This is a genomic window from Paenibacillus sp. DS2015, assembly GCF_050433705.1.
In the GTDB taxonomy this organism is placed as follows: domain Bacteria; phylum Bacillota; class Bacilli; order Paenibacillales; family Paenibacillaceae; genus Paenibacillus_AQ.
Map to the genome: position 1 here is coordinate 1 of NZ_JBNPWS010000025.1, position 25,224 is coordinate 25,224.

The window sequence follows — 25,224 nt, forward strand, 5'->3', positions numbered from 1 at the left end:
GGGGTGGTGGGTTTTTTTGCGCCATTTTTAGTAAAAGGCACCTTAAAGGACCCCATAACTGCTACGTTAGTGTAAAGAGCTATTTTCGTATAAAAGGTCATCTTTTGATCACAAACTTTTATATTAATTCAAAGGAAAAGGGGTAGCTTAGTAAATGAGTTTACAAGAAGAAATTATTGCTGCTTTAGGTGTTAAACCATCTATTCATGTGGAATCTGAAGTAAACAACAGAGTCGCCTTTCTGAAGGAATATGTAAAAAATGCGGGTGCAACGGGTCTGTTAATCGCTATTAGTGGGGGTCTCGACAGTGCCGTTGTAGCTGGATTGTGTAAGCGGGCAACAGATGAATTGTCCCAAGAAACGGGTAAGGATTATATGACTTTAGGTGTTTTCCAACCTTATGGATCACAAGCAGATATTGACCATAGTTATGCCGTTGCCAAAGCCTTTGACCTTAAGCAGGTGGTAGAGACGAATATTGAAGATGCCGTGAATGAAGTGGCATTGGAAGTTGAGCAAGGCTTCAAAGGTCTAGGTATACATCGCCATATGAGCTATAAGGGTAAAGGGAATGTGATGGCAAGAACACGGATGGTTATGCAATATGCGCTATCTTTTGAATTGAATCTGATTGTAGTGGGTACAGACCATGCCTCGGAAGCCATCACAGGTTTCTATACGAAATGGGGAGATGGAGCAGTAGACGTGACGCCAATGAGTTCTTTGAACAAAAGACAAGTACGTCAGATTGCCGCTTACATAGGCGTCCCGCAGTCTATTATAGACAAGGCACCTTCTGCGGGTCTGTGGGCAGGTCAGACAGATGAAGATGAATTAGGAATTACTTACGATGAGAATAGTGATTATTTAGAAGGTAAAGAAATTACTCCAGTTGCTAAAGAGCGTCTTGAGAGTTTCTATCGCAAAACTGCGCATAAACGCAACGCGATTCCTGGAATTTAAAGATAAAATGGGGTTGAGACTCCTCCAAAGGCCTCGGTTTTTAGGGGATGGGTAATCTGAGATATGAAAATTTGATTAAAAAACAAAAAGCGGCTCCTTTCTCGTCAGAGAAGGGGTTGCTTTTTGTTTTTTAATCGATTCATTCCAAATAAATAGTCAGATTTCTCTGTTGCATTGTTGGTAAAAGTTTCATATAATAGTTATGCAACCGGTTGCGTTGAAAAGGAGATTGAAAGATGGAGAAACTAACGATTCAACAAATTGCAGATTTGGCCGGGGTAAATAAGGCCACGGTTTCACGGGTTATTAACGGAAATAGCAGTATTTCCGAGAAGACAAGACTAAAGATTGAGAAAATCATGAAGCAGCATAACTATGTGCCGAATTCGATAGCGCGCGGTTTAGCGTTTAACAAGACATTTACTGTAGGTTTTTGTTTTGATTACACTGATAAACAAGCATATGCCAATCCCTTTTTCTATAAAGTTCTGCAAGGGATCGAGGAAATTGTATACGAACAAGACCACCTGTTTCTGATGATGAGTGATCATCAGCAGAAGAAGAACAACAAATCCACCTTTGAACGTGTTGTAGGCGAGCACCGTGTGGATGGACTGATCATTCCAAATACGTTGTTAAATGAGCAAAATTATAATTTGCTCCTTAAACATAAAATGCCCTATGTAGTTTCTGGGGAAAATTTGTTACAGAATGAAGGAGGGGTGCCATGGGTTGATATTGATAACATTCAGGCTGGTCGGATATTAACAGAACATTTAATCGATATAGGCTGCCGACATATTGTGATTTATGCGGGTAAAGGCGCCGTAGAGAGAGATAAGTTCATTGTGGACCGTCTGGAAGGCTACACACAAGCTATGAATAGGAAAGGAATGAAGGTTAAAGTTATTGATAATCCTGATGTTTTGAGAACGCTTAATCAGGAAGTTGATGCCAACTTGAAAGGCGATTTGCAGCATCCCGATGCTTTGATCTGCTGTACCCATGAGCAACTGTTCCAAGTTCTGGATTGGGATCATGGAAATCCCGTATTGTCTGAGATGGCCTTAGCCACGTTTGACAACTTCCCGATCTCCCGTTATATGAAATACCCGATTCACTTTGTGGAGATTGATCTGGAGATGATGGGTAAGCAAGCAGCCCAAATGCTGTTCAGGTTAATGAATAAAGAAGAAGGAGTGAATCCTTCGATCTCCATTCAGACGCGAATCGGCAATACATGAAGACCATACTGACTAAGAGGAATGACTACAATGATTACTAGCTTTTATCATGAACCGGCAGTTGATGCTGTGCTGATCTCACTCCAGCAGATGGAGATCCGACTTAGACTCCCGAGCCATACCAGTAAGGTTAGGCTACTGTATTGGAATAAATACAAGCTTGAACAATATGGGGTTATGGCCCAACCGATGACCCTCTGGGCAGAGTCAGAAGATTACAAGTACTACCGAGTGGTATTGACTGGAATGGAATCTCGTATCCGTTACCTACAATACAAATTTGAATTTGAAAGTGAGAACGAACAAATTTGGCTTCACTCCGATGGTATGAAGCGAACAGATGAGACAAAAGGCGGATTCGCATTCTCCTATGCGGGTGACAGGGATGCAATAAATTCCCCTGAGTGGATTGGGAACAGGGTGTGGTATCAGGTGTTTCCAGAACGATTCAGCAATGGGAATGAGAAATTAAATCCCGACAACACAGTACCATGGGGAACAACTCCAACGCGCGATAACTATATGGGAGGGGATATCCAAGGTATTATTGACCGATTGGACCACTTAAGTGGTCTGGGAATTAACGCGTTGTATCTAAATCCAATATTCAGAGCCACTTCAAACCATAAATACGATACGACCGATTATTTTAAAATTGATGAACAGTTTGGATCGTTAGAGGATTTTAACAGTCTTGTCCGCCAATGTCATGAACGGGATATAAAGGTCATTCTTGACTTGGTCATCAATCACTGTGGATATTACCACCCATATTTCCAGGACGTCATTGTTAAGGGAGAAAATTCAGAGTATAAGGAATGGTTCTATATTAATCAATTTCCGGTTAAACGGAGCGAAGAGGATTATGATTCAGTGGGCTATTACCAGTGGATGCCCAAGCTGCGGACATCGAATCCCAGTGTTCAACAGTATATCTTCGATATCGTTTCTTTTTGGCAGAAAGAAAGCGGTATTGACGGCTGGAGAATCGATGTTGCAGATGAGGTGGAAATCAGCTTCTTGCGGGAGCTGAAAACCAGTGTCAAGAGATTAAATCCTAACGCTATTATTATTGCAGAAATATGGGACGATGCCAAGAGGTTAATGTTGTCCGGGGCGGTCGATAGCGTAATGAACTACGAGCTTCGGTCAGTTCTATTCGATTATATTCTGGACCGTTCCATAACGCTTGGGCAGTTTCATGCCCGCCTCGTTCACTTTGTCCATCGGTATTCATCGGCCGAATTGCATCAGATGTTCAATTTACTCGGTAGCCATGATACTGAGCGGATCCTAACGAGGTGTAAGGAGAACGAGCAGGATTTATCACTGCTGTTAGCTTTCCAATTCATGCTACCTGGTAATCCTACCGTTTATTATGGTGATGAAATAGGGATGACTGGAGAGAATGATCCAGGTTGTCGTGCAAGTATGCCTTGGGAGAGTATCTCCCTCGATAACCCGCTGTTCCAACAGTTTAAATTCTGGATCGACAGGAAAAAATCAGATTCATCCCTTCAAGACGGGGGCTTAGAATTGCAGTATATGGAAGATTTAGGATGTTACCTAATCCATCGACATAATGAATTTCAAGATATGTACCTACTGATCAATTTCTCTTCAGCAGTATTAGAGGTTCAGCCTATTCTTGAGCAATTAAATATGAAAGAAAGCCATTGTATCTACAATTCTGATGCGGCCAACGGAAGATCCGATAGGATTCATCCCCGCCAATTTCATGTATTTCAAACTATGAAATAAGGAGCTTGAAAAGATGAATACAAAATGGACTCGATTAATACCTGCTATGGTCATACTTCTCTTTATCTTATCTGCCTGTGGGACTGGAAATGCAGGGAACGGAAATTCTCAAGAACCGGCTGAAGTGAAGATAACGTTCTGGCATCATTACAGTACAGCCTCTCCGGAGGAGAAAACCTTGACGGAGAAGCTTATTCCTGAATTTGAGAAACAGAATCCAGGCATTAAAGTAAAAGCTGTAGCTATTCCTTGGGATGAGTTGCATAGGAAACTTCAAATTAACGGCAACGGCGGAGAACTACCTGATGTTGCGCGTTTGGATATTATCTGGGTGCCGGAACTGAAAGAGCAAGGACTACTGGTATCGCTGGATGAGCAGTTTGATGATTTTGATACGATAGCGCAGGGTATGTTGGAGGGTCCGCTATCTACTGCTAAAGTGGGAGAGCATTATTACGGTCTTCCCTTAAATACAAATACAAAGGTATTATTCTGGAATAAAGAGATGCTTCAACAGAGCGGAATTGATAAGCCACCGGCAACAATGGATGGATTCTTCGATACCATCAAAGCGGTGAAATCACAAAATGAGAAGGTTTGGGGGTACGGTGAGCCCGCGCTACAAGGATGGAACATACTTCCATGGATTTGGAGTAATGGTGGGGATATTCTATCACCAGACTATAGTAGCGCAGACGGGTATTTGAATGCGCCTTCTACGGTTGATATTATCTCAAAATTGAGAGAAGCGTACGCTTCTGGAGGAATCTCTGGCTTCAAGCCTGGGGACTTGTCTGTAACGGAAGGTCACGCGCAAGGGAGCTATGCCATGATGGCCGAGGGACCTTGGTCAGTTGCGCAATTCAATTCGCAATTCCCTGATTACCAGTCCAATATGGCTCCCTTTCCAGCCGGTTCGGCAGGCTCCATTCAGGTACTTGGAGGAGAAGACTTAGGGATACTTAGTGAAAAAAATAAAGAAGAGTCATGGAAGTTCGTTAAATTTATGGTATCTGAGGCAGCTCAAGTTGAGATGGGGAAGATCGGTCAAATACCTGTTAATCTTGGCGCAATGCAGAACGAAGAGATTAAAGCGATCGATTATTATGTACCATTTATAGAACAACTGAAAACGGCTAAGGCTCGCCCTCCGATCAATGAATGGCCACAAATTGATAATGTACTTAGCGATACGATGTCTCGTATTTTTATGACAGACAAAGATATTAAGACAGAGCTTGATGCGTCAGTAGAGCAAATTAACAAATTGTTGAAGAGGTAATTATAACGGGAGGGCGTCTTCATAGGATGAAGACGCTTCCTTCACTAAGGAGTTATATCATATGAGAAAGAAGGAAGGGGCAGCCGGATACTTATTCTTTATACCCGGTTTTATGTTTTTTGCATTGTTCATCCTCTATCCATTAATCCGAAATTTTATTTACAGCTTTTATGACTTCAGATTGACTGACTTGGGAAATCCTGTATATACTGGGTTTAGTAATTATAAACATGTTCTTTATGATTCTACATTCTGGATATCTCTGAGGAATATTATCATTTACGGAGTGATCTCCGTACCCGGACAGATGTTCTTGGGGTTCTTAGTTGCCTATGCGCTACATCAGAATGGCTTCGGAATAAAATTGTTTCGTGTTCTTTATTTCTTACCTGTTATTACTTCATGGGTTGTTGCTTCGCTGATTTTCAAGTTTGTTTTCATGGATCAGGGTTTTTTGAATTATATAATCACAGATGTACTTCATCTAACCAAGGGACCGATTAGCTGGCTGAGTGAGCCAAATAAGGCTTTGTTGGTCATTGGATCTTTGGGGATTTGGAAGGGTGTCGGTTGGGTAATGGTCATTTATCTGGCTGCATTACAAGGAGTGCCCAAGGATCTTTACGAAGCGGCTTCATTAGATGGCGCTGGCACGTGGGATAAAATTAGATTTATAACATTACCCTCCATTCGAAGCACGACTATATTTATACAAATGATGCTGATCATTGGAGCGTTTAATGTATTCACATCAATTTTTCTCATTACGAATGGCGGACCACTGCACCAGACGGAAGTGATGCTTACATGGATGTATCAAAAGGCCTTCACCGAGTACGATCTCGGATATGCCTCTGCGCTATCCTATTTGTTCGCTATCATTATCGCTTGCTTAACAGCTGTGCAATTTCGCCTGAACAGACAGAATTAAGGGGGCGATTCGATGCGTACGCTATGGAAACCGATATTGTTATATTCATTACTCACTATAGGTGGTCTTATTTCAGTATATCCACTCATTTATATGTTCTTAACTGCCTTAAAGCCGATGACCTTGTTGTTTGAATTTCCGCCCCGACTGCTACCGTCGGAAATCACCTGGGACAATTTTATCGAAGCATGGGTTAGTCAGAACTTTGCCCGGTACCTGTTCAACAGTGCATTAGTCACGTTAGCCAGCTTTGCCCTAATTTTTATATTCTCGTCCATGCTGGCCTTTGCATACTCAAGATTTCATTTCAAAGGAAGAGGAGTAAGCTTTGCCATTCTGATGGGTGGTTTAACCATTCCGAGTCTGACTTTGATCATTCCACAGTTTCTGTTAATTCGTCAACTAGGTATGTATGATTCGTTTTGGGGATTGATTGTGGTATACGCTGCGGGTAGTATCCCCTTTACAACTATGCTACTCAAGGGCTTCTTTGATTCGATATCAACGGATATCGATGAATCTGTAGAGATGGAGGGTGGTAACGCCTGGACATTGTTTTATGCAATTATATTACCCTTGTCTAAGCCTGCTTTTGTGCCGGCAATAATCTTTAATGCACTTGTAGTATGGGAGGAGTTCCCATGGGCACTTACTATAATTAATGATCCAATGAAGCGGACATTGCCAATTGCTCTTGCCAATTTTCAGGGTCAGTATACAACACAGTGGGGAATAGTATTCGCCGGTTCTTTAATTGCTATCGTGCCCATTATCGTTTTGTTCTTACTATTGCAGCGGTACTTTATTGCCGGAATAACTGCCGGTGCTATCAAGGGATAGATTGGAGGGATCAAATTGTCAGTACAGGTAGAGCAGGATATCGCGTTTGACTACGGCGATTTGAAGATGACTGATGGAATTTCAGTATTTGACAAGGAGTTTGATGAGGTATTCTACTATGGAGGCAACGATTTAGGTGCAGTTTATACGCCGGATAAAACCATTTTTCGCTTATGGGCTCCTACCGCTTCCGAAGCATATGTCGTGTTCTACGATTCATGGGACGGAACGGCGTTAAGCATAGAAACGATGACCCGCGATGTACAAGGAACCTGGATTTATATGTCCCTGGATAATTGCGAGAATCGTTACTATACCTTTCGGGTCAAGGTTGGGAAGGATTGGAGTGAAGCTGTTGATCCCTATGCTAAAGCGGTTGGTATCAATGGGGACAGAGGTGTTGTTCTGGATATGCAACGTACGGATCCAGAGCATTGGAAGGATAACAGACCGCCATTTATAGGGCCTACTGATGCTATTATTTATGAATTACATCTGCGAGATCTATCGATTAACCCTAATAGCGGGATAAAACATGCCGGAAAGTTCCTTGGACTGTCCGAATCTGGCACCTACGGTCCAGAGGGGATTTCCACAGGGCTGGATTATATCTCTAATCTAGGAGTCACGCATGTTCAATTGCTACCCATTTATGATTATGCCACAGAAAGTGTGGATGAGACGAAGCTGGACTTACCTCATTATAATTGGGGATATGATCCCAAGAACTTTAACGTTCCTGAAGGATCTTATGCGACAGATCCTTATCATCCTTCGATACGTATTACCGAGCTGAAACAGAGTGTACAAGCGTTGCATGATCGCGGATTAAGAGTAATTATGGATGTTGTCTACAACCATGTCTATGATGGATATTTGGTGAATTTCACCAAGCTCGTACCAGGCTATTATTTACGCCACCAAGCAAACGGGACATTCGCCAATGGATCTTTTTGCGGTAATGAGTTCGCTTCGGAGCGGAGTATGGCCTCTAAATTCATTGTTGATTCTGTCTTGTATTGGGCACAAGAGTATCATATTGACGGTTTTCGCTTTGATCTGATGGGGCTGATCGATATGGATACTATGAATGAAATTTCACGCCGTTTGACTTTACTGGACCCCTCGATCATCGTCATTGCTGAGGGCTGGAATATGGATACGGTGCTACCTGAAGCCCAGCGGGCCAATCAGCGCAATGCTGGAGGTATCCCACATATTGGACTATTTAATGATGGATATAGGGATGCGATCAAGGGTGATATCTTTCTTTTTCAAGAAAAAGGTTTTATTAGTGGGGAAGTAGACTTCGAAAATAAGATCAAACGCGGGATTGTCGGAGGGATTCAATATACCGCTGAATTAAGTCAATTTGCTACTGAGCCGATACAAACGGTTAATTATGTCGAATGTCATGACAACCACACCCTATGGGATAAAATCGCAATCTCGGCAACAGATGCTTCCGAGAAATTGCGCGGTAGCATGCATCGTTTGGCCTCAGCGATGGTATTAACCAGCCAAGGCATTCCCTTTTTGCACGCAGGACAGGAGTTTATGCGGACGAAGAATGGAATAGACAACAGCTACAAGTCTTCAGAGTCCATCAATTGTTTGGATTGGAGTCGCTGCGCAGATCATCAGGAAGATGTAGAGTATATGACAAGACTCATCGAGCTTCGCAAGTCTCATCCTGCATTCCGGATGCAACAAGCTCAGCAAATTCGCGAACATTTAGTGTTTGAAGAGGCACCGGAACAGTCCGTGGCGTATACACTGCGTAATCATGCAGGGGGCGACGAACTGCAACATATGTATGTTCTGTATAATGCGAACCGCGATATTGTGTCATTAGTACTTCCATCTATTGGAGATTGGAAGGTTCATTTTGGTAAAGAGCATGTCCGATCAATGGATCATGGAAAGCTTGTGGTGCAGGGTGTCGGTATGGTAATATTGGCCATCTATTAAGTTAGAGAATAATATTTGTACGAATAATCCAGCGGAGATCCGCTGGATTATTGGCGTTCAAGACACCTCGTACAACTTACTACAATAGAAAATATAAGTATTTCATCGTACATACTCCTCATATAGTCCTCGCATCAGTAACGGACGACTGTTACAATAAAGGGATGGATACTAACAATGGAAGGCGTGAACAAGAATGATTTACGGAATCGGACATGATATTCTGGAGATCAAGCGAATTGAACGGTTGCTGAGTGGTAAACTGGCTGAAGCCTTTATGATAAAAGTACTAACGACAAAGGAATGTGAGCTAGCCAAAAATAGAGGTGCGAATAGGGCTGAATTTGTTGCCGGACGATTTGCTGCCAAAGAAGCGATTACCAAAGCATTTGGCTGTGGCATAGGTGCAATCATAGGATTCCATGATATAGAAATACTACCAGATGCATGTGGGAAACCATGCGTTCATTTAAGTGAACAAGCTTGGGAAAGGTTAGCTCTTTCAGGTCAAATTGTAGATTATGCTATACATCTAAGTATTTCCCATCAGCGGGAGATGGCTTCAACATATGCCATCGTAGAGAAACTAACGTAAGAGAAGGAGAAGTCATATGCCGAATGAGCAACAACAAAGCTATTTCAGTGAACATTTGCTGGAATGGTATTTTAAGAATCAACGGGATTTGCCTTGGAGACGTCATCGTAATCCTTATTATATTTGGGTATCAGAGATTATGCTGCAGCAGACACGTGTTGATACAGTCATTCCATATTTCAATCGATTTATTGAGAAATTTCCGACAATTGAAGATTTGGCAGATGCTCCAGAGCAGGATGTGCTAAAGATGTGGGAGGGGTTAGGTTATTACTCTCGTGCTCGAAATTTGCAGTATGCTGCTAAGCAAGTGAAGGATTTACATGGGGGGCAGGTACCTAATGACAAGGAAGCGGTGTTTGCACTTAAGGGTGTGGGACCCTATACAGCAGGAGCGATCCTTAGCATAGCTTTTAACAGGCCTGAGCCAGCCGTAGACGGTAATGTTATGAGAGTTCTATCTAGGTACTTCCTAATAGAAGAGGACATCATGAAGGGAAGTACACGTGTAGCAATGGAGAAGCTAGTCGTGGAGTTAATTCCGGAGGGACAAGCTACGCATTTTAACCAAGCACTCATGGAACTTGGAGCACTAGTCTGCACACCTAAGTCTCCCCATTGCTTAACATGTCCTGTCATGGAGCATTGCGAGGGACGAATAGAGGGCAAAGAAGCACAACTTCCTATTAAAACGAAGAGTAAGCCACCGCGTCCTGAACAAAGAATTGTTGGACTCATTGAAGGACTAGGTATTCATGCAGGGCGAATACTTATTCGCCAACGGGCAGACAGTGGTCTACTAGCTAAGATGTGGGAACTTCCACACTTCATATCGCCTGCAACGCGAGGCACTAGATTACTTGATACTCGTGCTCAAGAATTGCTGAAGGGGACTTTGGAGGCTGAGGGAATAGTTGCAAAGCCTGTACAGCACTTTATGGACGCAGAACATATTTTTAGTCATATCCGTTGGAGCCTTCAGGTTTATCGGTGTCAAGAGGACGATGTGCCTTATGTAGCTGAGCAAACTGTGGGTTACGAGCTTGAAGGCGAAGCTACAAATAGAGAAGAGGCTTATGCAGAATATCGATGGATTAGTGAACAGGATATGGAACTGTACGCATTTCCTAACGTATTCCTAAAAATTATAAATACCTACTATGAAGAACAACGAAATCATACCGTGTAAAAGAAAAACCGCATTTCAAGTGGAATCAATCCCACTATGAAATGCGGTTTTTGATTAGCTATGACGTTATTAATTAATGCTGTTTACTTAGCAGCACTATAACGTTTAGCGACTTCATCCCAGTTAACTACGTTCCAGAAAGCAGAAATATAATCAGGACGTTTGTTTTGATATTTCAAGTAGTAAGCATGCTCCCATACATCAAGTCCAAGAATAGGAGTTAAGCCCTCACTTAGTGGGTTATCTTGGTTCGGTGTGCTTGTTACAGCGAGTTTACCGTCTTTGCCAACAACAAGCCATGCCCAGCCGCTTCCGAAGCGAGTAGTAGCTGCTTTAGCGAAATCTTCTTTGAATTTATCAAGGCCACCAAGCTCACTATCAATAGCTTGTGCAAGTTCACCTGTTGGGTTACCTCCGCCGTTAGGTCCAATTGTATCCCAGAATAGGCTATGGTTAGCGTGTCCGCCACCATTATTGCGAACGGCTGTACGGATTTCTTCAGGTACACTTCCTAGACCTGTTAGAAGTTCCTCGATGCTTTTGTTTTGTAATTCAGGGGCTTTTTCAAGAGCCGCGTTAAGGTTTGTTACATAGGTATTGTGGTGACGATCGTGGTGAATTTCCATCGTTTGTGCGTCGATGTGTGGTTCAAGAGCGTCGTTTGAATAAGGTAGTGATGGTAGTTGAAATGCCATGGTAAATTACCTCCTGCAAATTGTTATTTGGTTACTCTTAAATATGTAGAAAAGTGACTACTTCTATTATTAAACCGTATTTAACCGATTAAATCAACATTTATGTTTGTAAAGTCGGTTTGTTATCAGATTGTTATCGATTTCTGGTTTTAATCTAATTTATGTTAACCTAAAATAAGCAATATCATACCCAGTAATTATATAAAAAATGTAAAAATATCAAGCTATTAAATGTAAGCGTTTGATATAAAGCGCTTACAGTAGAAAACAAGTGTTTTTTGATGCAATATGTGGTTTAATGGACTAGCAAGCAGGAATTTCACGCTTTTTTGTCTTTATTATTATATTCGGATTTATATAGAAATTCCTTTTTTATGTAAAGATCGAATAAAGCTAAACGAAAAAGGAGATTTAATACATGCATGTTCGTTCCTTTCAGTTAAGTGATTGTAATCTAGTGACAGAACTTCTTCAGGTTGCGTTATCTGAAGATTGCTTCGAGAATACGATACAACCGTTCTCAAGGCAACTCTCGTGGGATTCCGATCTAATTATGGTAGCAGAAGAAGATGGTGAAATCGTAGGTGCATTAATTGGTACGATTGAGAATAACCGTGCTTACTATTATCGTATCGCAATTCATCCAGATTATCGTCGTCAAGGTATTGGGAAGACTTTAGTATCCGCTATGGAGCAACGTTTTCAACAACGTAAGGTAAGTCATATTATGATTGCTGGAGATGAACAGAATCAAGCTGTGATGCCTTTCTTTGAAGCTATGGGATACGGAGCTAACAAAATAATGGAAGCCTTTCAGAAGCTTAGTATTGTTGCACAGCATTAGAGTGCTGAAAGGGTACTTATAGAGATTAAGACTAATTTATTACTATTTATGGAGCATATCTGTCAACCGTTGCAAAAACGGAGAGGATATGCTTTTCTATTTATAGTACCTGATTCATTGAATGATATATATTGGGGAAAATCAGTATAAAAGAGGTGTATTATGAATGTAGATCATGTAAAGCCAAGTTGGAAGGCAGAACTTTGGGATTGGATTAAGACCATGGTGATCGTCTTTGTTATTATGATGCTGTTAAACGTGTTTGTATTTAATCTATCGATGGTTAGAGGACAATCTATGCAGCCTACATTAGTTGAGAATGAAAGATTATTTGTCAATAAAATTGTATTTGATTTTACAACGCCTAAGCATGGTGATGTTATTGTGTTACGAGATCCTAGTGAAGATGAGAGCAAGAAGGAATTTCTCGTGAAAAGAGTTATTGGTGTTCCTGGAGATACAGTTGAAGTGAAAGACCATGCGTTATATGTTAACAGCCAACTACAGCAGGAAAATTATATCGATATCGAAATTCAAGATGCAGATTTTGATATAATAGAGCTTGAAGAGGATCAGTATTTTGTCATGGGTGATAACAGGCATTTAGGTGAAAGTAAAGATAGTCGAGTATTCGGCACAGTTAAGGCTAGTAGTATTGTAGGAAGAGCAGAATTCATTCTGTGGCCTCTGAATAAGATTAGAGGGCTTTAAGGTTGACGATATCTGATGGTTGGTACTACGACTATAAAGGAGGCAGAAGGGATGACTACAGAACAGACACAGCCGCTATATTCCCCCTCGCCGTCGGTGTGGGAGCAATTGAAGCGTGACATCCAATTAGCAGCACCTAGTTTTGGTATCGATGATATTGGTTTTGCAACCGCTGATCCCTTTGTGTCATTGAAATCTATTCTGGAGGAGCACCGAGTGAAAGGACATGAATCAGGCTTTGAGGAGCCGGATCTGGATAAAAGGGTAACCCCTGCACTTCCTTCATCGCAGCCAGCTTCGCTTATTGCGATCGCGGTAGCCTATCCATCGAAGATGGTCAATCCTCCTAAGTCTGAGCCTGGAGCTAATCGTGGAATTCTAGCTCGTTCCGCATGGGGACGAGATTATCATTATGTGCTACGTGAAGCGATGGCTAAGTTAGAAGCCTTCATTCGGGAAAGGGTGCCAGAGGCTGTTTTAGACAGCATGGTGGATACCGGCGCATTGGTCGATAGGGCTGTGGCAGAAAGAGCAGGCATAGGTTTCAGTGCGAAGAATTGTATGATTATTTCTCCAAAGTGGGGGTCATGGATATATCTCGGTGATATGGTGACAAATATTCCCTTTCCACCAGATACGCCTGTAACAGAGGACTGCGGAGAATGTACGAAGTGTATAGATGCTTGCCCTACAGGAGCACTCGTCGGACCGGGGCAATTAAATGCTCAGCGCTGTGTATCTTTCCTTACACAAACGAAAGGTCTCCTCGAGGATGAGGCGATGACTAAGATTGGAAATCGGTTATACGGCTGTGATACATGCCAGATTGTCTGTCCTAAGAATAGAGGGAAAAATTGGGATCATCATAAGGTGCTCTTACCTGATCCCGAACTTGCGAAGCCTCTGCTACTACCGATCCTTGATCTTACCAACAGAGAATTTAAAGAAAAATTCGGTGAGACAGCGGCAGCGTGGAGAGGGAAGAAGCCAATGCAACGCAATGCTATTATTGCGCTTGGAAATTTCAAAGACTTAACAGCCGTACCAAGGCTGGGAGAAATATTATTACAAGACCCTAGGCCTGAGATGCGCGGGACTGCAGCTTGGGCTCTGGGACGTATAGGAGGCGAAGAATCATTGAACATCTTAGATAAAGGCATAGCCACCGAACAGGACAACCAAGTACAAGAGAAGCTGTTGCAAGCTAAAGAAAAATTGCAACCGCAAATGATTGAGGAGCCAAGTCTCTCGGAGACCATTTATTATGATGAGGTAACTACCCCTATAGGTACATTAACGGTATGTACGTCAGACAAAGGATTGTGTCTCATTGAATTTGGACCTTTTCATGTGAAAGAGGCTGTTATACAACAATGGTCTCGTACATGGGCAGGTAGTGCTCCGTTTGTACACAATGTAGAGAAGTTAGCACTGGTGAAAGAACAGGTGCAACAATATTTTGCAGGGGAGCGAAAGACGTTTACTTTACCTTTAGATATGAGAGGAACTCATTTTCAGCTACAAGTATGGGGCAAACTTGCCGATATTCCTTATGGGGAGACTCTATCCTACAAGCAATTGGCGATAATGATTGAGCGTCCGAAGGCGGTAAGAGCTGTCGGAGGAGCGAATTACAAGAATCCAGTACCGATTGTAGTTCCCTGTCACCGCGTCATTGGGGCGGATGGTTCGCTCGTCGGTTTCGGTGGGGGCTTGGAAACAAAGCGCCAATTACTATCATTGGAAGGCTCACTGCCTGAGAGATCTGCTAGAGATGGAATATGTAAGTAGGCTGGGGGGAACTTTCATTGAAGTATGTAAACATTGAGAATGTTGAGGCAGGACAGTTTCTTGGGAAGTCTGTGTATTCTGGAAATGGTACCGTGTTGTTATCGGCGGGGGTTCAACTAACGGTATATATGGTCAATACGCTTAACCGGATTGGTGTAACGATGTTATATATTCAGGACCCGTTGTTTGATGACATAGAGACTGATGATCTATTAGATGATGCAACCAAACAGAGTCTAATTCATGGGATTAGTGATACATTTGAGGCTGTTCGGTCAGGTAAGGATTGGAATACACATCAGATTGGAGCTAGCATAGACAAGCTCATGAAAGATGTAACCAGTAATAAGGAACTACTCGTACAATTAACGGATATCCGTACCAGCGATAACGCACAATATTTACACGCGATGAATGTTTGCCTATTATCTACCGTTATGGGAATTAACTTAGGTCTTAATTATATTCAAGCAAAAGAACTCGCGACGGGTGCACTTCTGCATGATATAGGAAAAAGTAGCATACGTGTAGAGGACGAAATGGCTTCAGGTATTAAAGTTCACCATACATGGCTTGGATATGAGAAGATCAAAAGTAGACGAGATTTCAATCTACGGATCGCACATATTGCATTACAGCATCATGAACGAAATGATGGAACCGGTCTCCCACGGGGGCTTATGGGTGAGGAGATTCATTTATACGCACGAATTGTGGCCGTAGCTAATATGTACGATCATTTAATTAGTCGGATAGACGGAGAACCTAGTCTTCTTCCACATGAAGCTTGTGAGAAAATGATGGCTATGTCTGAATTGCAACTTGACCGAAATGTTCTTATTCAGTTTAATAGAATGGTGTCTATTTATCCTAATGGTATAGCTGTACGTTTATCAACGAAAGAGACAGGTGTTATTGTTCGCCAACACAGAGGTTTACCTGGTCGACCCGTAGTACGTATAGTACGCGGTAGTGGCGAGGATCTCAACATTAAGGAATTAGACTTAGCACAAGAAACTACCGTATTTATTGAGTCTGTACTGGCCTAGTTTATGATTTGCTAGCCGCCTATGGAAATGCTATGATATGTTCGTATAACTATTGTGAATATTAAGGTGGGGGAAATATGCAAGTTGTAATTCCAATTATTACGTTAATTGTAGGACTGGTTGGGGGATTTTTTATAGGAGTATTTTATTTGCGTAAGCAAATGGAGAAGATGCAGAATGATCCTCAAATGCTTCAAAAGATGGCTAAACAAATGGGCTATAATCTAAATGGTAAACAAATGCAGCGCGCGCAACAAATGATGAAGAATCAGCCGCCTGTTCCTAATAAAGGCCAAAATCGTAAAGGTAAATAAACTATTTATCTTAGGGATTAGGTTTTGTCGAAGGAGGATGTAATGTGGCTGGAGTTAAAGATTATGTAAATACTAAGGTTAGTGATAACCGTGATGCTATTGAGTATCATATTGAACAAATCTTGAATCTGATAGGTGAAGATGCAAAGCGGGAGGGTCTACTAGAGACACCAGCGCGTGTCACACGTATGTATGAGGAGATTTTTGCAGGATATGAAGTGGATCCTCGTGATGTACTCGGTGTAACATTCGATGAGAACCATGAGGAGCTTGTCATTGTGAAGGACATTGTCTACTATAGTCAATGTGAGCATCATATGGCTCCTTTCTTCGGTAAGGTTCATATCGGATATATCCCTAGTGGCAAAATAGCTGGACTAAGCAAGTTTGCTCGTCTAGTTGATGCTATCACACGTCGTCTACAGGTTCAGGAACGTATTACCTCCCAAATTGCAGATATCATGGTTGAGGTGTTACAACCTCATGGTGTGATGGTTGTTGTAGAAGGAGAGCACTTATGTATGTGTTCTCGCGGTGTTAAGAAGTCTGGAAGTAAGACAGTGACTTCAGCCGTAAGAGGTCTATTTCGAGAAGATCCTGCATCTAGAGCGGAGTTTCTATCGCTTATAAAAGTTTAACTTGAAGAGAGTCACCCGAGTGGGGAGACTCTCTTTTTGTTTTCCTCATTAGGTGGCTAAGGTGGGTCGGTATGATCTAAAAAGGTTGCCAGCGTAGCTGCCGAGCATGTAAATAACGATTCTCCACGGCAGGCCAGTAGACGACGTTCCACCAATCCTCAATGTATTTATTACGCTGGTTCTGATGCTTGAGATAATAGGCATGCTCCCATACATCGAGTGTTAACAAGGGGATAGCTTCCCATTGTGTTAAGTTCTGATGTTTCTCTGCTTGTAGAATTTCTAAATGTTGGCTACGAGGATTCCAGACAAGAATACTCCAGCCTCCGCCTTCTACTTTATCTGCTGCTTCGGAAAATTGCTTCTTGAATTTATCAAAGTTTCCGAAGTCTTTTTTAATTTGTTCGGCTAACTCTCCTTGGGGTAATCCGCCGCCTTTAGGATTCATGATCTCCCAGAAGACGGTGTGCAGGGCATGACCTGCACCATGGAAGGCTAGCTCCCTTGCCCAATGTTTAATAAGGTCGAAATTTCCGTTCTTTCGAGCTTCTGCCAGCTTTTGCTCAGCTTTATTTAATCCATCAACATAAGATTGATGGTGCTTATCATGGTGGATTTTCATGGTAGCTTCATCAATATAGGGTTCTAGTGCATTGTAAGCATAGGGAAGTGGAGGAAGGGTATGGCCACCAATAGGAACAGGTTGGTATTTAACGGTTGCCAATGGGGTCTCTGGTGCTGCATGGATATGAGCTAGCTTCTCTTCCCCTGGAATAATATGAGACATAAAAGAAGAGTGTATTAACCCTTCTGGTGATTGCATATGCTTCTGAAGCTCTCCAGGGTGGCATAGTGTCTCTAGAACTGCTAGGAAATATTCTGACTCGCGTATAATGTGGAGCAGAACGATCGGAGCGAGTTCTACCTGGCGTATGGCATTACTCTGTTCCATCATCAAATACAATTGCCTTATGAATTCTCGTGATTGATGTGCGGAAATGATTAGAAGCTGCTCAGTGTCTGCAATAACTTGGTGAGATGAAGAACTGCTAGGATCAAGAGCTTGATCCAGTAATTTCTGCGCTGCTACTTCGGTTTGCTGAAATACAACAGCCCATTCATTTAATAGGTCTACATACGACTTCTCTAAATCCGGTACAATGGCTTGAATAACTTGGGTGTGTTCCATCTCTTGTGTTTTCCAGAACCTAATTTCTTCCAGAATTCGAACAGGTAGCATAGAACCATACACGTACAGCATAAAGGGCGACCTCCTGTGTGTTGTCATTAAGACATTCTATTCCAGTGAGGGGTGCCATATGTGAAATGATCAACAATAAGCCTGGAGCTCTAAAGGCTCCAGGCTTATTGTTGAAGATAAGTTTATATTATTCTTGCTGCTCATGTTGCTTAGCGAGACTTGTCTTGACGTTACCTAGAAAAGAAGAGACTCGTCTTAAGTATTCACGGGAATGCTCCCGAAATATCAGCTCATGATGGCTGTCCTGTACAATCCATACGTCTGATAATGGATTAGTCTGGTTGGCAGCGAGTTTTTTCGCAATGGGATAGGGAGCTTTCTCGTCTTCTGTACCATGTATGAAGAAAGTGGGAAAGGGATAATCTTTACTTTTCACTTCTCTGTAAGGGATCTGACTAAGGCCCGTACCATTGAGTGCAGGAAACAACAACTCTAATATTTCCAAAGAAGGATGCCGCGGCAGATCAATTTGGTTCTTAATGTTATGGTACAGTGTATCTGGCTCAAGTAGAAAGGTACTATCAAGAATCATGGCATCAACATCTTGCGTTTGTAGTCCTGCCTGTAAGGCGGTACCCGCTCCCATGGAAAATCCCCATACGATAATGGACTCTGCACCCTTATCTTTGGCTAGTTTGATAGCTCCAAGTAACTGCTGCGATTCAATCTTGCCACCAGTGGCAACATCTTTGTTGTATTCAGCCGCGAATCCATAGTCAAACATGATGATATTGTAATTCAAGCGATGTGCGTAATGAGCTAGATCATACATAGGAACCCAAGTTTCCTCACGATTTGCACCATAACCATGACTGAACACAATCGTTTTATTGGAACCATTGGCTGGGATATACCATCCATGCATCATGCGGCTCTCGTCGAGTGCAGGGAACGTAATATTCTCATATGCCATAGATTTAGCTAACTCAGGATTAGAATAAATGGGTGCAACGGTTGGATTGGATAATACCCAAGCAATATAGGCATGTAGAGCAATGAAACAAAATAATAGAAAAAATACGATAGATAGTAATAGGGCGATCACAACATGCTTCAAACGGATAAACCGTGGTGAGACAGGTGTAAGGATGGTGGGCGCAGATGTAGCATCATTTTTGACTGTAATATTCATAGGCCTTTAGTCCCCCTCCTTAAATCATACTATTTATCGTATCCTCCGGTTCTATTAAAGTCAATGTAATGTGGACAATTGTAAGGTAATTGTAATGTGTAGACTTTATCTATAATATTTCATATAATTTATGTAACCATGTTTCACTTGGTGAAACAATTAGAGGGGCGATTCCATTTGGAAGAAGGCAAATTAACGGTACGTGCAGTAGAACGTGCATTAGATATATTGTTGTGTTTCACTAAGAATGTTGATTTAGGCTTAACAGAAATTGCAGGACAAATTGGTCTCCATAAAAGTACGGTTCATCGTTTACTTGCAACACTTGAGGAAAAGGGTTTTGTTACTCGTGATGTTGCAACAGAAAAGTATCGACTGGGTATGAAAGTATGGGAGCTGTCTGTGCATATGTCTCGGAGTGATGATCCTGCGATCCTGCTTCTACCTGAGATGGAAAGGTTACGTGACCGTCTGGGTGAGACCGTAAGTCTTTATTTGTTAGAAGGTAAGGAGCGTCTAAGAATTCAAGCTGTACAGAGTAAACAAGCAATCAGAAGAGTGGCTCAAGTCGGAGCTAGGCTTCCGTTATTTGTAGGTGCATCTAGTAAGGTGCTAGTGGCATTTGCATCGTCTAAACAGCAGGAAGAGATCCTGAATGATCCTGAATGGCCAGCGATTAACGATAGTGATCAATACATGGAAATGTTAAGGAAAATACAGGAGAAAGGGTATGCGACAAGCTTTGAGGAGAGAGAACCCGGAGCTGCAGCCATTGCAGTCCCTATTGTTAACAGCCAAGGTGTAATGACAGCTGCGTTGTCACTGTCAGGACCTGTGAGCAGACTCTCACACGAGACGCTAGCGCAATATGCACCTGTCTTAATCGAGACAGCACGCGAGATGGGCCTCATGATTCCATAAATTACTTTTTATTTATTTGTTATTGAGAATAGTTATCATGAACAGGTTGTGCGTTTAATTTGAATGACCGATGGAAATGTCCTAATTAGAATGAAGGATTGCATTGAAATTCATGACATGAAAAATCCGTATTCCCTCGTTCTTAGGGGATACGGATTTTTGAGCAAGTGACTATAATCATATAACTAGAATGAAGAATTTATCCTCCATTCTCCTTGAGGTAAATGCATGAATGTTGTCATCCATTTGTTCGGGTGGGAGGAGCCTTTGCTACTTCGTGTGTTTGATTATTATTTCATGTTCTTAATCCAATCAGCGATATCATCGATGATGGCTGGCGCTACGTTCGAAGGTTGCATATATTCGGCTCCTACAGATACACCTGCATATTCACTAAGCAGGTGATTTACATGAGGATAGGATTTATACGCTACATCTGAGCGATCCTTCAATTCTTTTTTCCAATCATTATATTGTCTTATAGGGACCTGATAGTCGTTTTCACCTTGCAGCACTAGCATGGGTCCCGTTTGTGTCTTCGCTAGATCGCTTGGCTTGTAATCTCTTTGCTCAAACCACCAATAAGCGGGCTGCATCGGAAAGTTATCTGGTAAATGATCGACGGAGTACTGAGGATCATTCACAATTTTAGCTAGAGATATCACCTGAGCCGATTGGGCTTCATATATAGATGTATCCTGTCCGAGTTCTTTAAATCGGCTTACAATCTCTTCTAGCTGTTCTACGAGTACATCTATAAACTTTGAGCTAGGAGCAGATAATAGGATTGTACCAGCGATTGCTTTATCTTTGGATGCTTTAACGATTAGGGGCATGGCAAAGCCGCCCTGACTATGACCAGCTACATATATTCGAGTAGGGTCAATATCCTTCATGTTTTTGAGAAGGGTGACAGCGTTAAGCGCATCATCGACAGTTTCACGATTTAACGTTAGTTTGGGGTCGCTGGATATTTTGAAAGTATGCTCGTAGGTTACTTTGTCATAACGTAGTACTGCGATGTCCTTGGAGGCTAATCCTACTGCGAGATCTCGGAATGGCTTAGCGCCACCAATCGATGTGTCACGATTATTTGTTCCTGAGCCATGAACAAGTACGACTACTGGGAAAGGGCCGTTTCCTATGGGCTTTGTTAGGGTTCCAGGTAATGCGAACTCACCGTCACCAACAGTAACTTCCTCTTCTATATAAGTTGAAGGATGATCATAGTCTGGCTTCTTATATGTAGATGGATAGGTGGGTGCCATATATAAATCATCAACCTGACCTTGAGGGTTTAGACGTAGTGTAATAGAAAATGGAATTTTATCTGTCTGAATGTCATAGGTGATATTATGATGTACCGCATTGTCATCTTCTGTCTGAAGCGATTGAGATACGAACTTACCATAGACTTGCTCATAATTACTCCAGAGAATGTTTAGCACCTGAGTGGGTAGTGCTTCTTTGAGTGCTGGGCTCATATACGCTGTAACTTTACTACCCTGGCCCGATTTCAATTGTGTAAGAAATAAGTCTACGGTTTTCAAAGAGCTTGTAGGAATGTCTTCTTCATCCTTGAAAATCTGTGTAATGAAATCCATTGGAACAAAAGCCTGATTACCAACAATGCTCACCTTATCTCCAATCGGAGTTGTCTGTCCGTTGACTAAGGCCTGTGTCTCTCCCACTTTGAATACTACCGTGATGGAACCTTTGGTAATGGTTACAGTACGAGATGCCTGATTCCAGGATACTTTGGCCCCATAGGTACTTGCTGCAAGACGTACGGAAGTGAGTTCGTTTTCTTTGTTATCGGATTTCGCGGCAGCGGCAGCCCCATTCAGGGGGATAACCAGACTTAGCGCAAGGGTAACCGTCACAGCAGTCTGCAGGGCTATTGATTTCCTTCTCATAATGAATCTCCTCCTTATAGATGAATAAATATATGGAATGTTAGCTGACAAAGCGGGAAATCCCAATACCGACAGCTATAATACCCAGTAATACAAACCAACTCATGGGTCTGGCTAAATTCATAGTCCAACCTATACCCATACGCTTCTCTATGAAGATCGAAGGATCGGATGGATTGAAATAGATCCCGCCTAGTTTCCAATAGGTATCATCATGAGTGGGTTCGGTACTAGAAGGGGGGATTACTCCGCCAATACGACGACCCCCCTGCCCGATTTTGAATGAGATCAGTAGAGTGCCTATGAGAATTATAGATATAACTAAAATGGTTACGATGGATAAAATCTCTACGTTAAACGTAAACATCATATTGAGCTGGATGAAAGAAAATAATAGAACGATGAGTAATCCGATGATTATCATGAAAAGTGACCATATACGACGGAAAATGGTGTTTTGTTGAATCGATTTCTGCGGATCGTTAACATTGATTTTCTGTTTACTTTTTAGGATCGACCAGTTCGTGAACATGAACAATAGCGTCATGACTATTTGCGTCATATTGAGGCCCAGAACTGTTCTATAGGATTTAAGGGCGCTTCGAGTCACCTGACCCGTGAAGTCAAATTGCATGGGAAGTTGAGCTGGAAACTGGTTGTAATTAAGAAGAACAAATATGATGTTAGCTGTAATAAGGGCAAAATGGATGAGGTACCATTTGTTGGAAAACACTAGTTTTTGACGTCGAAATCCTGTGTCTATTGCTATTATTGTTTTATGTAGCGGCATGGAGGGGCAAGATGATTTATATTTCTTCATTTGGAGATGAAATATAATATTGATGATAGTAGAACAGATAACTAGACATACGACATAAACAGTGATCATGATACCTTGCTGAGTGGCATTCGTTGTCACGGAGATAGTAACGAGGCAGGTGAGAAGCAGTATAGAGTAAATTGTACTACTGATCCATACATATTTCCTGCGCATAGTTCTTAATGCATCGCTGTAGTAAACCTCTTCAGTAACAGAGACACCGAAGCTATCACTTTCACGTGTAAGATAAGGCATACTAACAAGGGTTATGGAGAGGGTAATGAACATTAGAAGTAGCATGAGGATAGAAAGCCAATACATTTATACATTCTCCTTTCCTGGGTGGGTTATTTCTGCATGGATTTGTTTCATGATATCCGATAATTGTTGTTGGGTCAGGCCGCGGCAAAGGGCTTCTGCGATAATCGGTTTTAGTTGTGAGTGTTGTTTAAGCACATATTCGGGTGTGACCCCAGGCATTTCCTCTGGCTGGATGACAACACCCTTTTGCCGGTGGATCTGGATGAACCCATCTTGTTTGAGTAAGGTATAGGCTTTGTTGACAGTGTGGAGGTTAACGCCAATGTCAGAGGCTAGACTTCGCACCGAGGGAAGCGGTTCTCCGGGCTGTAAAGCACCGCTGGCGATTCCTTCGATGATTTGATTCATAAGTTGCGAATAGATTGGGATATCAGACTGCATATCAAGTTGAATAATCAAGGGTGCACCTCCATACAATTAGATATCTGTTATATATCTAATATAACAGATACAACAAGTGTAGTAAAGAGTAAATAATTTATAATCATGTAGACAAAGCAAAAAGAGTGCATCTGGACGAACAGAAGCACTCTAGAATAGGTTATGTGAAATGGAATTAGGTAGTGTTATTTATGTATGATCTTTAAGATATTTTATCTAGTTTATGATTTAGGATTTCCTGAAAGCTTATCTGGTTGTCATTAGAGTCATCTTTTCTAGGTGTAATGACGGTTTGGGGACGTGGGTACTGAGGATGAAATGGCATCATATGGTTTATAATTAACATGCGGATTGTTCCTCCTAAGGTCTAGTATGTTTAATTTATTCCAATTACCCCCTCTAATCATTTTCAAACGTTTTTCATCATATTCAGGAAAAAAGTCGTACGAAATCATTCGATATAGATGATTTTTTAGGACCTTGAAACTGTTTCTGTGACTCATCAAAAAAATGCCCGCGGCATACATTAGACCTGCTTAAATACCTATTTATTTTTTCTTTGAAAAATATCCCCTTCCAGTTAACTCACTCCGCTGAGTGGCTTCTTTAAGGGGATATTGCAAATATACTAATTATATATTTTAATGGTAAATTATTCTTTATAAAATTATTTTAGGGGTGATTAAAATTAGAGGTGGAAAAATTATTTTATATCTGATTTTTCTATTGTTAGTTACAGCATGTTCGGAAGGTGCAAAAGTGAACGTAGAGAGTAATAATCCTTCAGGAGATCTGAGTCTTATTAACATTTCTCTTTATCGGAGCGATTCCCATAAAGTTCAACCAGAACTGATCATTGCAGAAAGTGATCCACTCAAGCTTAATTCAGCAGAAGAATGGACAAAATCCGGTACTCCAGAAGCTTTACCACGTATTAAAAATATTGAAAAGATATATTTGATTCAGTTCCAATACAGTGTTAATACTACTACCGAGAGCGTTTACTACATATGTGTTACTGATAAAAATAAAAATGAATATCTTAAGAAGATTGATGAGAAACAAAAAACTGATTTAGATGTCTACGATCCAACACGAAATGAATTGATTTTGAAAAAGGTAGGGATGAATGATTGGCTTAAAGTAACTCCCTCCATTTTTTCATTAAGCTAGCTGTTAGTTTAAAGTAAAGAGTAAGGGCCTTTCTGTGTAAACGTACGCGTCAAATAGCCCACACCTTGTCATGTGAACTGTGACCCGAAAGATGGACACGTTGAAAAAAGTGCCCATCTTTCGTGTCTTTTTTCGTTAATGATCGGTATACAAGAAAGGTAGGAGATGTCCCATCGGTAAAAGTTGGTCTACTGGAGAAATTAGGTTTAGTAAAAGCCAGATCCTTCAGATAGAAGAGAATGCAAATGTTTTGCATGGTTCAGAGCGATTAATAACATACCAGCCCTCATTTAAGTTGGCAGCCGTGAGCGGAGAATGATTTCTTGAAAAAGCTCGAAGCGCTAGAGAGACAGGAGAGTTATTGATTATATCGAATATTACAACACTGATTGTTATCAATGGATATTAAAAAAGATGACCCCTGACGAATACAGGGATCATCTCTTAATAGCTTAATCTAGGGTCTTTTCTTTTAAGTGT

24 protein-coding genes are annotated in these 25,224 nt (G+C 41.6%); 18 read left to right on the forward strand and 6 right to left on the reverse strand.

Translation table 11 applies throughout. From position 1 onward, the window contains the following. The first annotated feature begins 154 nt into the window (after positions 1-154). The 9 genes from nadE (at position 155) to mutY (ending at position 10,777) form a co-directional block, all read left to right on the forward strand. Entirely contained in the window at positions 155-964 is an 810-nt protein-coding gene (nadE, locus tag J2T13_RS18865) for an ammonia-dependent NAD(+) synthetase (protein ID WP_429373915.1), read from the forward strand. Between the two features lie 236 nt (positions 965-1,200). Further along, positions 1,201-2,208, forward strand: coding sequence for a LacI family DNA-binding transcriptional regulator (locus J2T13_RS18870; protein ID WP_429373916.1), 1,008 nt, complete (start codon positions 1,201-1,203; stop codon positions 2,206-2,208). A 30-nt stretch (positions 2,209-2,238) separates the two neighbouring features. Continuing rightward, positions 2,239-3,969 (forward strand): glycoside hydrolase family 13 protein, encoded by a 1,731-nt coding sequence (locus tag J2T13_RS18875; protein WP_429373917.1) that lies wholly within the window; start codon positions 2,239-2,241, stop codon positions 3,967-3,969. A gap of 13 nt (positions 3,970-3,982) precedes the next feature. Beyond that, positions 3,983-5,251 carry an extracellular solute-binding protein gene (locus tag J2T13_RS18880; protein WP_429373918.1) on the forward strand — a complete coding sequence of 423 codons (1,269 nt, stop codon included), beginning with the start codon at positions 3,983-3,985 and terminating at the stop codon, positions 5,249-5,251. Positions 5,252-5,312: 61 nt separating this feature from the next. Continuing rightward, positions 5,313-6,182, forward strand: a complete 870-nt coding sequence (locus J2T13_RS18885) for a carbohydrate ABC transporter permease (RefSeq protein WP_429373919.1) — start codon at positions 5,313-5,315, stop codon at positions 6,180-6,182. A 12-nt stretch (positions 6,183-6,194) separates the two neighbouring features. Continuing rightward, a complete protein-coding gene (locus tag J2T13_RS18890) occupies positions 6,195-7,022 on the forward strand; it encodes a carbohydrate ABC transporter permease (RefSeq protein WP_429373920.1) in 828 nt (275 codons plus the stop codon). Between the two features lie 15 nt (positions 7,023-7,037). Further along, positions 7,038-8,993, forward strand: coding sequence for a type I pullulanase (gene pulA / locus J2T13_RS18895; protein ID WP_429373921.1), 1,956 nt, complete (start codon positions 7,038-7,040; stop codon positions 8,991-8,993). 196 nt (positions 8,994-9,189) lie between these two features. Beyond that, positions 9,190-9,588, forward strand: coding sequence for a holo-ACP synthase (gene acpS, locus J2T13_RS18900; protein WP_429373922.1), 399 nt, complete (start codon positions 9,190-9,192; stop codon positions 9,586-9,588). Positions 9,589-9,604: 16 nt separating this feature from the next. Beyond that, a complete protein-coding gene (gene mutY, locus J2T13_RS18905; RefSeq protein WP_429373923.1) occupies positions 9,605-10,777 on the forward strand; it encodes an A/G-specific adenine glycosylase in 1,173 nt (390 codons plus the stop codon). Positions 10,778-10,860: 83 nt separating this feature from the next. Here the strand turns inward: mutY and J2T13_RS18910 are convergent, their stop codons facing one another. Next, positions 10,861-11,472 (reverse strand): superoxide dismutase, encoded by a 612-nt coding sequence (locus J2T13_RS18910; RefSeq protein ID WP_429373924.1) that lies wholly within the window; start codon positions 11,470-11,472, stop codon positions 10,861-10,863. A gap of 418 nt (positions 11,473-11,890) precedes the next feature. Between J2T13_RS18910 and J2T13_RS18915 the strand changes: the two genes are divergently transcribed. From J2T13_RS18915 to folE, 6 genes are all read left to right on the forward strand, one after another. Next, a complete protein-coding gene (locus tag J2T13_RS18915; protein WP_429373925.1) occupies positions 11,891-12,316 on the forward strand; it encodes a GNAT family N-acetyltransferase in 426 nt (141 codons plus the stop codon). Positions 12,317-12,478: 162 nt separating this feature from the next. Continuing rightward, on the forward strand, positions 12,479-13,027 hold the full coding sequence (gene lepB / locus J2T13_RS18920; protein WP_429373926.1) for a signal peptidase I: 549 nt from the start codon (positions 12,479-12,481) through the stop codon (positions 13,025-13,027). A gap of 51 nt (positions 13,028-13,078) precedes the next feature. Then, positions 13,079-14,818, forward strand: a complete 1,740-nt coding sequence (gene queG, locus J2T13_RS18925; protein WP_429373927.1) for a tRNA epoxyqueuosine(34) reductase QueG — start codon at positions 13,079-13,081, stop codon at positions 14,816-14,818. Between the two features lie 17 nt (positions 14,819-14,835). After that, positions 14,836-15,867, forward strand: a complete 1,032-nt coding sequence (locus tag J2T13_RS18930) for an HD-GYP domain-containing protein (protein WP_429373928.1) — start codon at positions 14,836-14,838, stop codon at positions 15,865-15,867. A gap of 77 nt (positions 15,868-15,944) precedes the next feature. Then, positions 15,945-16,181 (forward strand): YneF family protein, encoded by a 237-nt coding sequence (locus J2T13_RS18935; protein WP_429373929.1) that lies wholly within the window; start codon positions 15,945-15,947, stop codon positions 16,179-16,181. Between the two features lie 44 nt (positions 16,182-16,225). Next, complete coding sequence (folE, locus tag J2T13_RS18940) at positions 16,226-16,819, forward strand: GTP cyclohydrolase I FolE (RefSeq protein ID WP_429373930.1); 594 nt, start codon at positions 16,226-16,228, stop codon at positions 16,817-16,819. 76 nt (positions 16,820-16,895) lie between these two features. Here the strand turns inward: folE and J2T13_RS18945 are convergent, their stop codons facing one another. Next, positions 16,896-18,080, reverse strand: a complete 1,185-nt coding sequence (locus tag J2T13_RS18945; RefSeq protein WP_429373931.1) for a Fe-Mn family superoxide dismutase — start codon at positions 18,078-18,080, stop codon at positions 16,896-16,898. Between the two features lie 127 nt (positions 18,081-18,207). Beyond that, positions 18,208-19,212 (reverse strand): alpha/beta hydrolase, encoded by a 1,005-nt coding sequence (locus J2T13_RS18950; RefSeq protein WP_429373932.1) that lies wholly within the window; start codon positions 19,210-19,212, stop codon positions 18,208-18,210. Between the two features lie 177 nt (positions 19,213-19,389). Here J2T13_RS18950 and J2T13_RS18955 point away from each other — a divergent pair, with 177 nt between their 5' ends. Next, positions 19,390-20,133: an IclR family transcriptional regulator gene (locus J2T13_RS18955; RefSeq protein WP_429373972.1), complete on the forward strand. Its 744-nt coding sequence runs from the start codon at positions 19,390-19,392 to the stop codon at positions 20,131-20,133. Positions 20,134-20,423: 290 nt separating this feature from the next. Here the strand turns inward: J2T13_RS18955 and J2T13_RS18960 are convergent, their stop codons facing one another. The 3 genes from J2T13_RS18960 to J2T13_RS18970 are packed head-to-tail and all read right to left on the reverse strand — an operon-like array spanning position 20,424 to position 23,589. Then, entirely contained in the window at positions 20,424-22,049 is a 1,626-nt protein-coding gene (locus tag J2T13_RS18960) for an alpha/beta fold hydrolase (RefSeq protein ID WP_429373933.1), read from the reverse strand. A 40-nt stretch (positions 22,050-22,089) separates the two neighbouring features. After that, a complete protein-coding gene (locus J2T13_RS18965; protein WP_429373934.1) occupies positions 22,090-23,190 on the reverse strand; it encodes a DUF1648 domain-containing protein in 1,101 nt (366 codons plus the stop codon). Continuing rightward, positions 23,191-23,589, reverse strand: coding sequence for a GntR family transcriptional regulator (locus J2T13_RS18970; protein WP_429373935.1), 399 nt, complete (start codon positions 23,587-23,589; stop codon positions 23,191-23,193). It lies immediately after the preceding gene. Positions 23,590-24,249: 660 nt separating this feature from the next. Here J2T13_RS18970 and J2T13_RS18975 point away from each other — a divergent pair. Next, entirely contained in the window at positions 24,250-24,744 is a 495-nt protein-coding gene (locus J2T13_RS18975; protein WP_429373936.1) for a hypothetical protein, read from the forward strand. A gap of 360 nt (positions 24,745-25,104) precedes the next feature. Continuing rightward, the gene (locus J2T13_RS18980) at positions 25,105-25,200 is read left to right on the forward strand and encodes an IS3 family transposase (RefSeq protein WP_429373973.1); all 96 of its coding nucleotides are present in this window, start codon (positions 25,105-25,107) and stop codon (positions 25,198-25,200) included. Positions 25,201-25,224: the final 24 nt, after the last annotated feature.

Excerpts from the sequence above, each read along its gene's own strand:
- nadE (WP_429373915.1), top strand. The coding sequence starts at position 155 with ATGAGTTTACAAGAAGAAATTATTGCTGCTTTAGGTGTTAAACCATCT.
- J2T13_RS18935 (WP_429373929.1), top strand. The coding sequence starts at position 15,945 with ATGCAAGTTGTAATTCCAATTATTACGTTAATTGTAGGACTGGTTGGG.
- mutY (WP_429373923.1), top strand. The coding sequence starts at position 9,605 with ATGCCGAATGAGCAACAACAAAGCTATTTCAGTGAACATTTGCTGGAA.
- queG (WP_429373927.1), top strand. The coding sequence starts at position 13,079 with ATGACTACAGAACAGACACAGCCGCTATATTCCCCCTCGCCGTCGGTG.
- J2T13_RS18885 (WP_429373919.1), top strand. The coding sequence starts at position 5,313 with ATGAGAAAGAAGGAAGGGGCAGCCGGATACTTATTCTTTATACCCGGT.
- J2T13_RS18880 (WP_429373918.1), top strand. The coding sequence starts at position 3,983 with ATGAATACAAAATGGACTCGATTAATACCTGCTATGGTCATACTTCTC.
- J2T13_RS18965 (WP_429373934.1), bottom strand. The coding sequence starts at position 23,190 with ATGTATTGGCTTTCTATCCTCATGCTACTTCTAATGTTCATTACCCTC.
- J2T13_RS18950 (WP_429373932.1), bottom strand. The coding sequence starts at position 19,212 with ATGAATATTACAGTCAAAAATGATGCTACATCTGCGCCCACCATCCTT.
- J2T13_RS18890 (WP_429373920.1), top strand. The coding sequence starts at position 6,195 with ATGCGTACGCTATGGAAACCGATATTGTTATATTCATTACTCACTATA.
- J2T13_RS18875 (WP_429373917.1), top strand. The coding sequence starts at position 2,239 with ATGATTACTAGCTTTTATCATGAACCGGCAGTTGATGCTGTGCTGATC.
- acpS (WP_429373922.1), top strand. The coding sequence starts at position 9,190 with ATGATTTACGGAATCGGACATGATATTCTGGAGATCAAGCGAATTGAA.
- J2T13_RS18910 (WP_429373924.1), bottom strand. The coding sequence starts at position 11,472 with ATGGCATTTCAACTACCATCACTACCTTATTCAAACGACGCTCTTGAA.
- J2T13_RS18915 (WP_429373925.1), top strand. The coding sequence starts at position 11,891 with ATGCATGTTCGTTCCTTTCAGTTAAGTGATTGTAATCTAGTGACAGAA.
- J2T13_RS18945 (WP_429373931.1), bottom strand. The coding sequence starts at position 18,080 with ATGCTGTACGTGTATGGTTCTATGCTACCTGTTCGAATTCTGGAAGAA.
- lepB (WP_429373926.1), top strand. The coding sequence starts at position 12,479 with ATGAATGTAGATCATGTAAAGCCAAGTTGGAAGGCAGAACTTTGGGAT.
- J2T13_RS18960 (WP_429373933.1), bottom strand. The coding sequence starts at position 22,049 with ATGAGAAGGAAATCAATAGCCCTGCAGACTGCTGTGACGGTTACCCTT.
- J2T13_RS18870 (WP_429373916.1), top strand. The coding sequence starts at position 1,201 with ATGGAGAAACTAACGATTCAACAAATTGCAGATTTGGCCGGGGTAAAT.